This window comes from Saccharothrix syringae, assembly GCF_009498035.1.
Taxonomy (GTDB): Bacteria; Actinomycetota; Actinomycetes; order Mycobacteriales; family Pseudonocardiaceae; genus Actinosynnema; species Actinosynnema syringae.
Genome location: NZ_CP034550.1, coordinates 7,153,981 through 7,169,210, shown reverse-complemented (window position 1 = coordinate 7,169,210; position 15,230 = coordinate 7,153,981). Strand labels below are relative to the sequence as shown.

The 15,230-nt window shown below is 73.5% G+C and carries 9 protein-coding genes; 5 read left to right on the top strand and 4 right to left on the bottom strand.

Annotated elements, in window-relative coordinates; translation table 11 throughout:
- Positions 1 to 10: 10 nt before the first annotated feature.
- Entirely contained in the window at positions 11 to 8,932 is an 8,922-nt protein-coding gene (locus EKG83_RS30380) for a SpvB/TcaC N-terminal domain-containing protein (protein WP_051766155.1), read from the bottom strand.
- Between the two features lie 178 nt (positions 8,933 to 9,110).
- Complete coding sequence (locus EKG83_RS30375; protein ID WP_211269141.1) at positions 9,111 to 9,938, bottom strand: AraC family transcriptional regulator; 828 nt, start codon at positions 9,936 to 9,938, stop codon at positions 9,111 to 9,113.
- Positions 9,939 to 9,988: 50 nt separating this feature from the next.
- Between EKG83_RS30375 and EKG83_RS30370 the strand changes: the two genes are divergently transcribed.
- On the top strand, positions 9,989 to 10,402 hold the full coding sequence (locus EKG83_RS30370) for a DUF2000 domain-containing protein (protein WP_211269140.1): 414 nt from the start codon (positions 9,989 to 9,991) through the stop codon (positions 10,400 to 10,402).
- Positions 10,403 to 10,509: 107 nt separating this feature from the next.
- On the opposite strand, the gene EKG83_RS30365 is transcribed toward EKG83_RS30370, so the two are convergent.
- Positions 10,510 to 10,920 (bottom strand): MarR family winged helix-turn-helix transcriptional regulator, encoded by a 411-nt coding sequence (locus EKG83_RS30365; RefSeq protein ID WP_033431972.1) that lies wholly within the window; start codon positions 10,918 to 10,920, stop codon positions 10,510 to 10,512.
- Positions 10,921 to 11,027: 107 nt separating this feature from the next.
- Here EKG83_RS30365 and EKG83_RS30360 point away from each other — a divergent pair, with 107 nt between their 5' ends.
- Positions 11,028 to 11,840 carry an SDR family NAD(P)-dependent oxidoreductase gene (locus tag EKG83_RS30360; RefSeq protein ID WP_033431971.1) on the top strand — a complete coding sequence of 271 codons (813 nt, stop codon included), beginning with the start codon at positions 11,028 to 11,030 and terminating at the stop codon, positions 11,838 to 11,840.
- Positions 11,841 to 11,877: 37 nt separating this feature from the next.
- On the opposite strand, the gene EKG83_RS30355 is transcribed toward EKG83_RS30360, so the two are convergent.
- Positions 11,878 to 12,690 carry an SDR family NAD(P)-dependent oxidoreductase gene (locus EKG83_RS30355; RefSeq protein WP_033431970.1) on the bottom strand — a complete coding sequence of 271 codons (813 nt, stop codon included), beginning with the start codon at positions 12,688 to 12,690 and terminating at the stop codon, positions 11,878 to 11,880.
- Between the two features lie 108 nt (positions 12,691 to 12,798).
- Here EKG83_RS30355 and EKG83_RS30350 point away from each other — a divergent pair, with 108 nt between their 5' ends.
- The 3 genes from EKG83_RS30350 to EKG83_RS30340 are packed head-to-tail and all read left to right on the top strand — an operon-like array spanning position 12,799 to position 15,029.
- Positions 12,799 to 13,407, top strand: coding sequence for a TetR/AcrR family transcriptional regulator (locus EKG83_RS30350; RefSeq protein ID WP_033431969.1), 609 nt, complete (start codon positions 12,799 to 12,801; stop codon positions 13,405 to 13,407).
- A 33-nt stretch (positions 13,408 to 13,440) separates the two neighbouring features.
- Positions 13,441 to 14,523 (top strand): DNA polymerase III subunit beta family protein, encoded by a 1,083-nt coding sequence (locus EKG83_RS30345; protein ID WP_033431968.1) that lies wholly within the window; start codon positions 13,441 to 13,443, stop codon positions 14,521 to 14,523.
- Positions 14,520 to 15,029: a hypothetical protein gene (locus tag EKG83_RS30340; protein WP_033431967.1), complete on the top strand. Its 510-nt coding sequence runs from the start codon at positions 14,520 to 14,522 to the stop codon at positions 15,027 to 15,029. The genes EKG83_RS30345 and EKG83_RS30340 overlap by 4 nt, the downstream gene beginning before the upstream one ends.
- The last annotated feature ends 201 nt before the right edge of the window (positions 15,030 to 15,230 follow it).

Sequence of the window (15,230 nt, the reverse complement as noted above, 5' to 3'; positions counted from 1 at the left end):
GCCCCGCCCGTCAGTTGTACGGCTCGAAGCGCATCTCCAGGCCCGCTCCGCGCAGGTCCTCCAGCGCCTCGACCTCTCGCTTGATCGGTTCGCCGGACACCTTATACCGCTTGCCGACGTTGATCCCGTACTGCGAGCCGTCCGGGCGCTGGACCAGCACGTCCGGCCGCCGGGCGCCCTTGTGGCCGCCGGGGGTCGGGATGACCGCCTCCTTCAGGCCCGGCCGCTGGCCGCCCGCGACCACCTTGTCGCCCGGGGGCAGGTTGTCGGCGATCTCGGCGATCTTCTGGTTGTGCGGTCCGGTGCCCGCGGGCTTGGGGCCGCGCTTGGCGCCACCGCAGTTGTGCACGAGCAGGTCGGCGCCGCCGGCCTCCACGTAGTAGGTGTGCACGCCCGCGACGGTGAGGTTGTGCACCCGCGCGACCTCGGCGTACCGGGAGGTGCCGAGCACGCGCAGCAGCGTGCCGTCCGGTGCCCGCAGCGCGTCGCCCGCGTCCAGCTCCGCCGCGGCGACCCACCGGCCCTCGTCGTCGACCCAGAACGGGTGGCCGTCGGTGGCGACGACCACGCCCCGGGCGTCACCGGCGTCGCCGTCGGTGTCGACGGTGACCTCGACCAGCTCCTTGCGGCCGTCGCCGGTGATCAGCGCGGTCACCGGCCGGGCCGAGGTCCGCCCGGTCCCCGGGTCGGTGGCCAGCACCCGGTCGCCGACCTCGACGTCCTCGATCGCCTTGCGGCTGCCGTCGGCCATCAGCACCGGCGTGCCGGGCAGGAAGCTGTTCGGCACGGGGCACGGCGACCCGGACGGCGCGGCGCGGGTGGCGGTCTTGGCCGCGTCACCGCCCGCGTCGACCGCCTTGGCCGTCGTCCTGGCGCCCTCGACCGCCCGTTCGGCGTCCCGCGCCCGGTCCACCGCCTTGACGACCTCGACGCCCTTCTCCGCGGCCCGGCCCGCCTTGATCAGCGCACCCGCGCCGCCGGGGACGACGGGCAGGATCAGCGCGGCACCGTCGGCGACGATGCCGACCGCGTCGAGCGCCGCGCCCCAGCCGTTGCCCTCGCGGACGTTGCTGACGAAGCTCGCCACGCCCATGCCGAGGCTGACCGCGTCCCACGCGCTCTCGACCCACTGCCCGTCCGGGTCGGTGTACTTGACCGGGTTGTTGCGGGCGTAGGTGTAGGAGGCGAGGTTGAACGGCTGGAACACGCCGCCGGCGGGCCCGCCGTCCAGGTAGGCGCCGATGACCGGGTCGGGGCTCTGCCACAGCTGCGTCCGCGGGTTGTAGTAGCGGGCGCCGTAGTAGTAGAAGCCGGTCTCCTCGTCCAGCTCCTTCGAGCTGTACTGGTAGGGCACCGGCGTGGGCTGCGCCGGGTGCTCGTCGACCCAGGTCTCGCCGAACGCGAAGTACTCGACGTGCTCGGTGAGGTTCGCGTGCTCGTCGGTGACGTACCCGGACGAGCCGAGGTGGTCGGCGTGGAAGAAGAAGTGGTGGTTCTCGTAGGTGGCGTCGGTCTTGACCGTCTTGGTGGCGATCCGGGTGTCGCCGACGAACACGTGCTTGAAGCCGGTCCCGTTGCGCTCGCTGAAGTTGCGGTTGGGGTAGACGTGCTGCGGCCCGGCGTTCTTGACCACCCGGTTGCCGTCCGCGTCGTAGACGTACCGCACGGTCGCGGGCTGCTGCGGGCTGGTGCAGGCGCTCGGGTCCTGCGCCACGGTCTTGTTGCGGCTGTGGTCCTGGTTGCAGGCGAGGCGGTTCTCCTCGTCCCACACCAGCTGCCGGCGCTTGCCCGGTGCGGGCGGCAGCGTGTTGACGGTGTCGATCAGGTTGCCGTTGGCGTCGTAGGTCTGGTTGACCGGGCCGACGGCGCTCGGCGCGTGCGGCTTGCCGCTGCCGTAGGCGTAGGAGTAGTCGTACGTGGTGTCCTTCTGCTCCTGGGCGTTCTCCTTCTGGGCGTTGTCGGCCGACACCGAGTAGGCCACCGGCTCGTAGGCCGGCTGCTCCTCGACCGGTTCGTCCTGCGGCTCGATCGGGCCCAGCGGCGGCAGCAGGGCCGTGTCCTCGGCGACCGCCTGCTCCTCCTGCACCGCGGCGGCGCCGGGCTGCACCACGATCTCGTGCCGCTGGCTCTTGGCGGTCAGGTTGTGGATGGAGTCGTAGGCCAGGCTCATCGAGTACCGGTCGAGCTTGTTGTCCTTGTTGCGGTACTCGCCCGAGGCCGTGGTGAGCCGGTAGAGGTCGTCGTAGCCGTAGTTCTGCTTGCTCGGGCCGCCGACGGGCTTGCCGTGCGGCAGCGGCACCGAGTTGGTCAGCGAGGTGACGTTGCCGACGTTGTCGTAGGTGTAGGCGATGTCCTGGAACCGGTGGCCGTCGGGCAGCTGCGACCTGAGGTTCGCCAACTGCCGGTCGGCCGGGTCGTAGGCGTAGGTGGTGCGCACGCCCGTGCCGGTCTCCTGGAGCAGGCGCTGGCCGAACTTGTCGTAGTCGAGCCGGGCCAGGTAGGTGTAGTCGAACGCGCCCTTGCGGCCGGTGGCGCGGTTGACCTGGCCGCCGGTGTCGTACTCGTAGGTGAGCACCTCGCCGTCGGGGTAGGTCAGCTGGAGCACCCGGTTGAACGCGTCGTACCGGTACTGGGTGGTGTAGGTGCGCGCGGGCGTGGTGAGCGCGGTGACCGTGCGGGTCTCGCGGGTCGTCTCGCCGAGCGGGCCGTACGCGCGGGTGAGGGTGCCGGCCGCGTCGCGCACCGAGGCGATGCGGTCGGCGGTGTTGTCGGGTGCGCCGGGCGCGCCGTAGGTGTAGGTGACGTTGTTGCCCGGGAACACCGGGTACCGCACGCCGGACAGGCGCGTGTAGTCGTAGTCGTACTCGATCGCCTTGTTCGCCGCGCGCAGCTTGGCGGTGACCTTGGCGATCGCGTTGCCCGCCAGGTCGTACCTGGTCTCGGTGCGGCCGTGGTCGGGGCTGTCGACGACGGTGCGGCGGCCGAACCGGTCGTACTCGGCCCGGGTGGTGTTGCCGCGGTCGTCGGTGACGGCCGTGAGCTGGCTCATCGGGTCGTAGTCGTAGCCGGTCCAGATCGCGGTGCCGGCGTTGAACTCCTTCACGGCGGTGGTCAGCCCGCGCACGTCGGCGAACGTGCGGCGCTGCTTGCCGTTGGCGTCGGTGCCGACGGTCTCGAACCGGGTCGTGCCGGATCGGTCGGCGCCGAAGCCGTAGGACAGCGCGGACACCGTCTCGTCGGGCAGCTCGGACCGCACGGTGCGGTCGAGCACGTCGTAGCTCAGCCGGCTCGGCCGGACCGGGTCGACGGCCGGGTTGAACACCGCGTTCGCCGGGCCCTTGGGCTCGGTGACCGGGTAGTGCTGCTCGACCACCCGGCCGACGAAGTCGTAGACCGCGAGGCCGGAGACCGCCATCACCTCCGCCGGCGCGGCACCGGCGGTCTCGGCCACCGAGGCGTCCTGCTTGATCTGGAGGACCCGCTTGACGCCGTCGGCGAACCGGACCGTGTCGATGGTGTCGTCGCGCACGCCGGTCGCGGTGCGGTCGAGGTGCCTGGTGACCGCGTACGGCACGGCCGCCTCGGGGTGGTACTCGAAGTCGATCGTCGGCCGCCCGCCGCCGATCTCGTACGGCCCGGTGACCGAGTCCGTGCGGCCCACGCTGTCGTAGTCGGTGCGCAGCTGCTGGTTGTTCTCGTCGACCACGAGGTTCGTGAGCCCGTACCTGAGGTCGTGCGTCGACGTGGACCGGTAGCCGAAGCTGTCCACGGTGGACTCGACGTGCACGCCGACCACGGTGTCGTAGCCGTACTCCAGCCGGTAGCGCTGGCCGTTCTTGTTCTTCGGGCCGGTCAGCGCGCGCAGGTTGCCGTTCGGGAAGTACTCCATGTCGCTGACCGCGGCCGAGCCGTCGGCCAGGTACTCCTCCACGGTGCGGATGTCGCCGGTCGCGCAGTCCACCTTGGACTTGCGCTGCCGCAGCGTGGTCTGCGGTGACGTGCCGCCCTCCCGCACGGACGTGGCGATGCCCACGATGTTGCGGTCCCGGCACGCCTGGTCGGCCGACGAGTAGCCGAACACGGCCTCCACGTCGTCCGCCGGGCCCGCGTCGGCCGCGTCGAACGAGCGCAGCAGGTTGCCGTGCTCGTCGTAGGTCATCTCGGTGTGGGTGGACTTGCCCGGGTTCGGCTGCCCCTCGTAGAAGTGGCTGTCGGTCCGGGACAGCAGCGGGAACACCGTCGCCGTGGTGCTGCCCGGGTTCGCGGCCGAGCCGGTCGCCACGTCGCGCAGCTGGTAGGTGTTGACCTTCTCGGCGAACTTCCGGCCGGCCGCGTCCGCGGTGAGGGTGCGGGTGGGCAGGCCCTTGGCGTAGTAGCTGTCGGTGCGGTACTCGGCGGTCAGCGACCGGTAGAGCGCGTCGCCGGCGCCCGCGTCGCGGTGCTCGGTGACGACCTTGCCGAAGCCGTAGAACTCGCGCTCCAGCCGGTCGTAGCGGCCGTTCTCGTAGCGGTAGGTGGACAGCTGGGTGTCCTGGCCGTCGCCGGGGTGGCCGTCGTGCACGCTGCTGCGCGACAGCACCCAGCGGGAGTCCGGCTGGTCGGTGGTGTTGCCCGACCGGGTGTAGTCCAGGTCGAGCCGGCCGCCCATCGGGCGGTGCACGGTGCGCAGCAGGTTGGTGCGCCCGGTCCGGTTGTGCGCGGCGACCAGCTCGCCGTCGTTGCCCGACCGCACGTGGTCGAGGAACCCGTCGCCGTTGACGTCGCGCAGCGCGACCTCGGTGCGGCCGATGCCGGTGGAGACGTCGCCGCCGGGGTTGAACACGATGCAGCCGAAGAAGAAGCAGAACCCGAAGGTGAAGTAGACACCGCCGCCGAGGGAGGCGTTGCGGTCCTCGGCGACCTCGCCCAGGCTGCCGCCGAACGGGGTGGGCGGCGCGAACCCGTTGCCGGTGTTGACCGCCACGCCGACCGGGCCGCCGTCGTCGGAGAACACGCGGTCGGCCAGGCCGTCGCCGTTCACGTCCTGGAGGGTGGCGTTGGTGACCGACGTGCCCAGCGCCGCCGAGACACCGCCGGCGAACCCGTAGTAGCTGGTGTTGAAGCCCAGGTTCACGCCGCCGTTGGTGGTGTCGCCGGAGTTCACCGGGCCGCCCGGCCACGGCTCGCGCGCCGCGAACGAGTAGCCGAGGTTCAGCGCGGCCTCGCCGTTGTCGTAGACCTTGTCCGGCAGGCCGTCGCCGTTGATGTCGATCAGGTCGTGGCCGGTCTCGGAGTCGCCGCCGCCGAGGTTGCCGCCGACGCCGAGCGCGGGCATCTCCGCGCCGGACTTGGCGGTGTTGGCCGCCCGGCCGCCGTTGGGCGCGTCCGAGCCGCGGGAGTTGCCGCTGGTCCGGGCCGGGCTGCCGGCGTTGGCCGACACGCTGTAGGCCAGCGAGTCCGACTCGCGGACCGCGCCGCCCAGGCTGCCCCTGGTGCCGCCGAGGCCGCCGACCATGTCGGAGTACTGCACGCCGCCCGAGCCGACCACGTCGGGGAACCGGTCGCCGTTGAGGTCGAGGAAGTCGACCTGGCCGGTGGTCTCGCCCTTGGCGACGCTGGCGCCCGCGCCGATCGGCACGCCCGGGATGCTCGCGCCGAAGGTGGTGGAGATCTGCTGGGTTCGCCCGCGCCGGGACACCGCGGTCGCGCCCGCCAGGTCGGCGTCGGTCACCACGTCGACGGTGTCCAGGCCCAGGCGGGAGCTGGACGCCGAACCGGCGGCCACCCAGGTGTTGTCGTCCGCGCCGGCCCAGCGGTCCTGCGCGGGCAGCGGCGCGAACACCACGATGCGCGGCTTGGCCACCGACGGGTTCTCGCCGAAGCCGGGCACGTCGGCCTCGGTCGGCCCGTCCGGGAGCTGGTCGCGGTAGCTCTCGTCCAGCACCAGCTCGCCGGTGACGATCGGCGCGGTGGCCCGCTCGCGGTTGCCCTGGTAGCCGATGGCGCCCCAGCCGCGGTAGGGCTGGGCGAACGCGCCCTGCTCGGCCGAGGCGTGCAGCGCGCTGGGCACGCCGGTGAACGACGAGCCGTCGTAGCTCACCGACGCGGACTGCCCGGTCAGGCGCGGCAGCAGCGTGGTGTCCGGGGTGGCGAAGTCGAAGAACAGCTCGTCGCCCGCGGTGACCGACGCGGTGACGTCGAGCGACTCGGGCGACGGCACCTGGCCGTCGACGATGTCGACCACGCGCTTGGCCAGCAGCTCGCCGCGCTTCTTGACGGTGAAGACGACGCGGGCGTCCTTGGCCTCGCCGGCGAAGTCGAACGCCAGGGCGGGCCGGGCGGTGACGGTGCCGGTCCGCGTCGCGGTGTGGGAGCCCTGCGGCGCGGTCAGCGTGGACACCGGGTACATGTCCAGGTCGTACGGCGGGGTGATGACCAGCGTCGGTCGACCCTTGGCGTCGACCACGGACTCCACGCCCTCGGCTGCGGTGTAGTGGGCCCGCGGCACCCAGCGCAGCGCGCCCGCGTCGATCGGCGAGTCGACCTTGAGCCGCCACGACAGGGTGTCGTTGGCGGTGACCGGGATGTCGAGGTCGATCGGGGCGGTGCCGCCGGTGCCCCGGGCGAGGGCCCGGTTGACCACCTCGGTGCCGTTGCGGGTGACGACCACGGTCACGTCGTCGGTGGTGGCGCCGGACTTGGTCACGTCGCCGGACAGGTGCAGCGTGCCGGTCAGCGGCGCCACGACGACCGAGGGCCGCCCGCCCAGGGTGAAGTCGCGCGAGGCCAGGTAGGTGTCGTTGGCCAGGCCGTTGACGTCGGTGCTCGCGGGCAGGGACGTGTACCGGACCCGCGGGTCCCACGACACGGCGTCGAACCGGCCGTCCAGCACCGACTGGACCCGGAAGTACAGGGCCTCGCCCTTGTGCACCTGGACCGAGTCGACGCCGGTGGGCGCGAACTCGACGTGGTCGTCCGGCCCGATGCGCTGGGACCACAGCTCGGTGTCCTGGTGCTGGATGGCGACCCGGACGCCGTCGGCCTTGCGGTACGCGGCGCGCTCGGGGCTGTTGTCCTCCGGCAGGCGGACCCGGCCGTCCACGCGCACCGTGCCGTCGAACGGCGCCACCCAGCGGCGCACGCCGTCGAGCAGCGGGAAGGTGTCGACCTGCCGCTCGAACTCGGCGGTCTGGTCGCCGACGATGGTGCCGGACGCGGTGCCGGGGCCGACCGGGACGCCGGTGTCGGCGCTGTTGGCGCTGTAGGTGGGGACGCCGTCCGCGCCCAGCCGGCCGAACAGCACGCCGCCGTTGTTGACCAGGTCGGTGATGCCGTCGCCGTTGACGTCGGCGAAGTAGCGGTCCGAGGTGGTCGTGGTCGAGACGTAGTCGAGCTGGGCGGCCACGCCGAAGTAGGACTCGACGCCGACCGTGCCGGAGCTGGTGCGCTCGGCGGAGATGCCCGGCAGGCCCGGCAGCGGGATGGCGGTGTCGCCGAACCGCGCCTGCCCGGTGGGGCCGGACTGGTTGGGGCGGTAGAAGATGCCGCCGCCGGAGCGGAACACCTTGTCCGGCAGGTTGTCGCCGTTGACGTCGGCCAGCGCGAGCAGGCCGTCCGACGAGCCGGCGTTGTAGCCGACCTTGAGGCCCGCCGAGTTCGACTTGCTGACCGAGCCCGGGTTGTAGCCCACGTAGAGGTGGCCGCCGCCGCTGGTGGACGTGCTGGCGTTGAGCGCGCCGGCCTCGCCGTCGCGCACGTCGGCGCCCAGGCCGTCGTCGGCGACCTGCCAGGCGGTCGCGGGCTCGAACGCCTGGTAGTTGCCCTGGCCGTCGCGGATGTCGTCGAAGTAGTCGAAGGTGTGGGTGGTGAAGGGCCGGTCGTCCGAGTCGAACTGGGTCACCGAGGCGAGCAGGGTCTTGGCGAACGCGCCGGGGCGGTAGCCCAGCTCGTAGGCGCGGATCAGCTCGTCGTCGATCCTGACCTCGACGCGGCGCAGCAGGTCGGCGGTGACCCGCTTGAACCCGGCGCGGGCGTCGATCTGCACGTCGGCGCGACGCGCCTCACCGCGCTCGCGGTCGCGGACGAAGGTGACCGAGTAGCGGCCCTCGGTGTCGTCGTGACCGGTGTAGGTGATGCGGCTGGGGTAGAGGTTCACGCCGGGCACGGAGGCGTTGGCCACGCCGCCGTCCTGGACCCGGGTGTGCCGGTAGCGCACGAAGTTGCCGTTGGTGTCGCGGGACTCGCGCAGCGCCCAGGTGGCGATGTTGCCCTGCGCGTCGGTGAGGGTGGCGTCCTGCTCACCGCCGAAGGCCATCCGGGTGCCCTGCCGGTCGGTGACCTCCCACCAGTAGTTCGCCGGGCTGTCGCCGTGCCGGACGATGCGCTCGAACCGGCCCTCGACCCTGGTGTGGAACACCTTCTCGGCGGTGCGCGCCTGGAGCTCGCCGCGGTGCGCGACGGGCGTCAGCTGCTCGCCGTTGAGCAGGTAGGTCTCGGTCTCCAGGCCCGCGTGGTAGCGCGGCACGCCCCAGCGGGTGTCCAGGGTGATCGCCGGCGTCGCCAGGTCCCAGCCGACGCCCAGCCAGCCGTTGCCGGCGGCCGAGCCGTACTGCACGGCCAGGCTCGGCTGCACCCCGGCCCGGCCGGGCGGCAGCTCCAGCGGGTAGGACAGCCGGGCGTCGCCCATGTTGTTCGCGGCGGGCGCGGAGACCAGGTTGACGTTGGCGCCGGGGTCGGCGGCCTCGATCCCCTTGAGCTGGTTGGGGTTGAACGCGGCGCCCTCGGGGTGGTCCGGCGCGGTCACCGAGCCGGAGCCCGCGGAGGCGGGCACGGGTGTCGGGGTGGTGGTCGGTGGCGGGGTCAGCGTCGCCAGGACGAGGGCGAGCACGGCCAACAGCACCAGGCCGCCGCGGCCCGGGCGCGGGCGGCGGTGCGGCACGGTGGATCCGGACATCGGCGTCTCCCTCGACCCGTGGAACCTTCTGCGGCCTGATCGAGGGGGCCCGTGAACCCGTTACCCGAACGGGGTATACCGAGAGTGGGTGCGGGGGTGGGCGCGCGGCGGTGTCACGTGGCGAGGGCTGCGGGAACGGTGAGTTGGAATGATCATGCTCTGGTGGCCGCTTTCACTCTTACGGAGCAGCGCGGCGGTGCCGGCCGCCCGACCGCGCGTAGGCGCCCGGCGCGGTGCCCAGCATCCGGCGGAAGTGCCGGGTCAGGTGCGCCTGGTCGTAGAACCCGACGGCCGGCGCCACCTGCGCGGGCGGCACCCCGTCGAGCAGCAGCCGCCGCGCCAGGTCGACCCGGCGGCCGGTGAGGTAGCGGTGCGGGGGGATGCCGAACTCGCGGGTGAACGCCCGGACCAGCCGCTCCGGCCCGACCGCCGGCCCCGACCCGGCCGCCAGCTCGGTCGCGGCGTCGGCGAGGGTCAGGCCGTCGGTCACGCGCGCGTCCAGCAGGTCCCGCAGCTCGTGGGCCAGCCCCGGCCGCGGTGGGTCCGGCGGTGCGGGGGAGCGGCGGGTGAGGTGGGCGCGCAACCGGTCCACGACCAGCGCCAGCCGCTCCTCGGCCGCCAGGCCCTCGCCCGCGCGCAGCACGCCGTGCAGCTGGTGCACCCGCAGCCGCAGCGCCGGGTCGGCGAACGCGGGGTGGTCGACGGCCGCGCCGACCAGGTCCGCGCCCAGGGCGGGGGTGTCCAGGTAGAGGACCCGCTTGCGGAAGCCCTCGGCGGTGGCGTTGCGCCCGTCGTGCGGGACGTGCGGCGGCAGCAGCGTGACCGACGCCGGCGGCGCGCCGTGCTCGCGGTGGTCCAGGCCGTAGGTCACCGTGCCCGAGTCGACCAGCAGCAACGTCCAGGCGTCGTGCGTGTGCGCGGGGTAGGCGTGGTCGGTGAAGCGGGCGTGCAGCACCTCCACGACGCCCGGCACGGCGGGGCGCCACGCGGAGATGTCGGTGCCCACGGTCAAGAACGTACAAGACGGTGGCGGGGTGCGGCGGCGACGGTGTGCCGGTGGAACGATTCGAGACCAAGTTCGCCGTCCTGCTCCGCGACGACCTGGCGCCGTGGCAGGCGTTGAACGTGACGGCATTTTTGGCGAGCGGGTTGACCGCGGCGGTGCCCTCGGCGGTGGGGGAGCCGTACGAGGACGCGGACGGGACCCGGTACCTGTCGATGCTGGGGCAGCCGGTGCTGGTGCTGGTCGGGGGGAAGGAGGTGCTGACCGCGGCGCACGGGCGGGCGGTCGCGCGGGGGGTGGCGCTGGCGGTGTTCACGTCGGACCTGTTCTCGACGGGGAACGACGTGGACAACCGGGCGGCGGTGCGGGCCGTGCCCGGGGGCGCGCTGGATCTGGTGGGGATCGGGGTGCACGGGCCGCGCAACGCGGTGGACAAGGTGCTCAAGGGGGCGCGGATGCACCCTTAGGGCGGTGGGGCGGTTCAGCGCAGGGCCGTGTCTCCCGGCAGGCGCGACCGCACCACCACCGCCGTGCACCCCGGCGGGGTGCACGGCGGTGCTCGACGTCGCCCGGATCAGCCGCGCAGCGCCCGGTCCAGGATGGTGGCCAGGGCCTTCAGGTCCGCGTCGTCGAGCGCGGCGAACGGGGTGCGCTCCAGGACCGCCCGCACGACCTCGGTCCGCACGCGCCGCCCCTCGTCGGTCAGCACCAGGACGCGCGAGCGCCGGTCCCGGGGGTCGGCGACCCGCTCGACGAGACCCCGGCCGGTGAGCTGGTTGGTCACGAAGGACAGGTTCGGGGCGTTGCAGTGCAGCCGATCGGCCATCGCCTTCATCGACGGCGGGTCCTCGTCCGGGTCGATCGCCCACAGCGCCTGCGCGGTGGCCTGGGTGAGGCCGTGGTCCGCGAGCACGGCGGCGATCCGGTCGCCGGTGAGCATGAAGACCTCGTGGTTGGCCCGCACGACGGCCTCCAGCTCGCGCATGGCGTGAGGGTAGCAGCCGGTTCGAGGCTCGAAGGAATTTGCTTCGAGCCTCGAAGCTGTTAGGGTGGCGACAACAACTTCGAGTCTCGAACTATCAGGGGGATCGCGTGGACCCGTTCAAGGGCATCACCGCCGTCGTCACCGGCGCGTCCAAGGGGCTGGGGGAGGCGTACGCGCTGGAACTGGCCCGGCGCGGCGCGGACCTCGTGCTCGTCGCCCGCTCCGCCGCCGCCCTCGACCGGGTGGCCGCGGCCGCCCGCCGGTACGGGGTCGCGGTCGACGTGATCCCGGCCGACCTCGCCGACCCCGACGGGCCGGCGTCCCTCGTGGCCGCGTTGGCCGCGCGTGGCCACCGGGTGGACCTGCTGCTGAACAACGCGGGCGCGGGCTCGGTCGGCCCGTTCTTCGGTCGCCCGTTCGAGCAGGCCCTGGACTCGGTGCGGCTCAACGTGATCGGGCTGATGGCGCTCACCGGCCTCGTCGGGCGGGACATGCTCGACCGGGGCGCGGGCGGCATCGTCAACGTGGCCTCCACCGCGGCCTTCCAACCGATGCCCTACCAGGCGAGCTACGCCGCCACCAAGGCGTTCGTGCTGTCGTTCACCGAAGCCCTGGCCGAGGAGACCCGCGGCACCGGCGTGCGGGTCATGGTCGCCCACCCCGGCGCCACGGCCACCGGCTTCTTCGACGGCACCACCGCCGTCATGGACCCGCGGGTGACCGACTCGCCGGAGTCCGTCGCCGCCCGGACCCTCGACGACTTCGCCCGCGGCCGCACGGCCTCCTACCCCGGCCGCGCCCTCGCCCGCGTCAGCACGTGGCCGGCGCGCTTCCTGCCGCGCCGCACCACGACCCGGCTCGTGGCCGCGCTGAACCGCAAGCTCGGGTTCCACGACGTGCGCGACCTCGACGCCGCCTGACCGCCCGCCGCCCGCCCCGCGGAGGGGTCGGGTCCGCTCACCCGGCCCGGCGGCTCAAGTGCTCCCACTCGGCCAGCTCCGCCTCCCGGGCCCGGCCCAACCGCCGGACCACGTCGTAGGCCGCCCCGCCGAGCACCACCCGCTTCGGCGGCTCCTCCAGCTCCACGACCCGCATCACCACCGCCGCCGCCAACCGCGGGTCGCAGTCCTCGGACCCGGCCCACACCTCGCTCAGCCGGGCGCGCAGCGGGGCGTACGCGGGGTTCTCCTCGGCCGTGGTCAACCCGAGCGTGAACAACCCGGTCTCGTACCCGCCGGGCTGGAGGACGGTCACCTTGATCCCGAAGGGCTCGACCTCCATCGCCAGCGCCTCGCTCACGGCGTCGAGCGCGGCCTTGCCCGCGCTGTAGATCCCGGTCGACGCGAAACCGCCCGCCGATCCCATCGACGAGACCTGAAGGACGTGCCCGGAGCCCTGCGCCCGCAGGTGCGGCACGACGGCCTGGGTCACCCACAGGGCGCCGAAGAAGTTGGTGTCCAGGTGCGCGCGGGCCTGGTCCTCGGTGACCTCCTCGACCATGCCGAGCAGCACGCCGCCTGCGTTGTTGACCACGACGTCGAGCCGGCCGAACGCCGCGCGGGCCCGCTCCACCCCGGCCACGACCGCCTGCCGGTCGGAGACGTCGAGGGGGAAGGCGACCAGCCCGCGTTCGACCAGGTCCTCCAGCGGCGTGACGTCGCGGGCGACGCCGACCACCCGGTCACCGGCCGCGAGGGCGGCTTCGGCGAACGCGCGGCCCAGGCCGCGGGAGGCGCCGGTGATGAACCAGGTGCGGGGTTCGCGCGTCATGCGCAGCTCCTTCGTTAAGACGAGACGGTTCGTCTCGATATGGCTACCCTGACAGGGCGACGCGCTCTCGTCAAGACGGACCGTCTCGTTCCGGATAGGGTGTCGCCCATGGCGCCGAGAACCCCGCCCGACAGCACCCGCCGCCGTGAGCGGTCCCGGGTCGCGATCCTCACCGCGACCCGGGAGCTCATCACCGAGGTCGGGTACGCCAGGCTGACGATCGAGGCCATCGCCGCGCGCGCCGGCGTCGGCAAGCAGACGATCTACCGCTGGTGGTCGTCCAAGGGCGCCGTCGTCTTCGACTCGCTGCTGGCGCTGAGCGAATCCCCGGACGGCGGTGGCATCGCCCTGCCCGACACCGGGGACGTCGAGGCCGACCTGAAGGCGGTCATGCGCGCGACCGCGGCCGAGTTCTCCGACCCCGCGTTCGAGGCCCCGATCCGGGCGCTGAACACCGAGATCATCAACGACCCCGACCTCGCCGCCGCCTACCGGGAGAAGATGGACAAGCCGATGCGCGCGGCGAAGGCGGAGCGGTTGCGCAGCGCCCAGCGCGCCGGGCAGCTCGCCGCCGACGCCGACGTGGACCTGATCATCGACGTGCTGTACGCGCCGTTCACCCAGCGGTGGCTGCTGCGCTCCGGTCCGCTCGACGACGAGTTCGTCGACGCGCTGGTCGACACCGTGCTGCGCGCCTTCCGCCCCGACCGGGGTTGACCTTCGAGTTGGTTGAAACCCGATGATGGGCCGGTGTCGAAGTCCGAGCTGCTCACGATCGGCGCGTTCGCCCGCGCCACCGGGCTGACGGCCAGCGCGCTGCGGTTCTACGCGGACTCGGGCCTGCTGCGGCCGGCCACCGTGGACGACGCGTCCGGCTACCGCTACTACGCGCGCGACCAGGTCGAGCGCGCGGTGGTGCTCCGCCGCCTGCGCGAGGTCGACATGCCGCTGGAGCGGGTCGCCGAGGTCCTGGCCGCCGACCCCCGCGACGCCGCCCGGGTCGTCGACGACCACGTGGCCGCCCTGGCGGACCGGGCGCGACGGGCGCGGGACACGGCCACCGCGGTCAAGGCCGCGCTGGGCCCGGTGGCGCCCTCGCCGTCCGCGCGGGTCAACGGGCTGGTGTTCACGGCGGCGGTGGAGCAGGTCCTCACCGCGACGACGCACGAACCGGACCTGCCGGTGCTCAACGGGGTCCGCGTCGAGGTGTCCGCCGACGGCGTCGTGCTCACCGCGACCGACCGGTACCGCCTGTCGACCCGCACCCTGGTGCCGACCCGGCCGACCGGGGCGCGCTGGTCGGAGACCGTCGACGCCGACGACCTGCGGCTGGTGCTGCCCTGGACGCGGCGTGAGCGCGAACTGCTCCTGAGCACCCGACCCGGGCGCCTCTGCCTCGACGGCTCGACCACCCGCGAGTGCCGGACCCTGCCGGGCCCCTTCCCCGACCACCGGCTGCTGCTGGCGTCCCTGCCCGAAGTGCGCACCCGCGTGGTGGTCCCCCGCAACGCGCTGCTGCGCGGCCTGGAGCGGCAGCACCACCACCGGGTCCGGCTCGACACCTCCGCGCCCGGCGACGCGGTCACCGTCACCTCGCGGGGGACCGCGACGTCGGTGCCCGCCGCCGTCACCGGCCCGGCGGTCGCGATCGAGTTCGCCCTCACCACCCTGCACCCGGCGGTCAACGCGGCCGTCGGCCCGGACGTGATGCTCGACATCGCCGGCCCCCACGAGCCGGTGGTGGTCCGCTCCGCCGACGACGGCGACCTGACCACGCTGGTCATGCCCGTCCGCACCGAAGAACCGCCCCACCAGGAAGGCACCACCGGATGACCTCCGCCACCTCCGACCGCACCATGACCGAGATCGCCGAAGCCGTCGGCCTGGGCCACGCGGGGGACCCCACCGCCGCCCGCACCCGGCTGCTGGACCTCTGGCGCCGCACCGGCCCGGCGGGCGACCCCTTCCACCGCTGCACCCTCGCGCACTACCTGGCCGACCTTTACGACGACCCGGCCGAGGCGCTGGTCTGGGACGTCCGCGCGCTCGACGCCGCCGACGCGCTCACCGACGAGCGAGTCCGGCGCCACCACGACACGCTGAGCGTGACCGCGTTCTACCCGTCACTGCACCTCAACCTCGCCGACAACTTCCGCCGGCTCGGCTCGTTCACCGCGGCGGGCGAGCACATCTCCGCCGCGCGGCGCCACGAGCACACCCTGGGCGACGACGGGTACGGCACGCTGATCCGGCGGGCGATCGGGGAGGTCGCGGAGGCGATCGACCGGCGGTCCACCGAGCGGCGGGCCGGTGCGCCGGGGGCGAACGCGCGGGGGTGAGCACCCGGGCGTCGAACTAGGGGGGCAAGACCGGGACCGTGCGGTTCGCCGGGACCGCGAACCGCTCATGAGGTCGGGACGCGACCCGGCGACGCACCGAGGGTGGCCGGGGCACTGCCGGGGTTCGCCTCCGGGGGCCACCGGCCGCGGTTACCGCCCGTCCGGGTGCGCGGCACCTGCCCGGCCGGTCCGGGCGCGCGG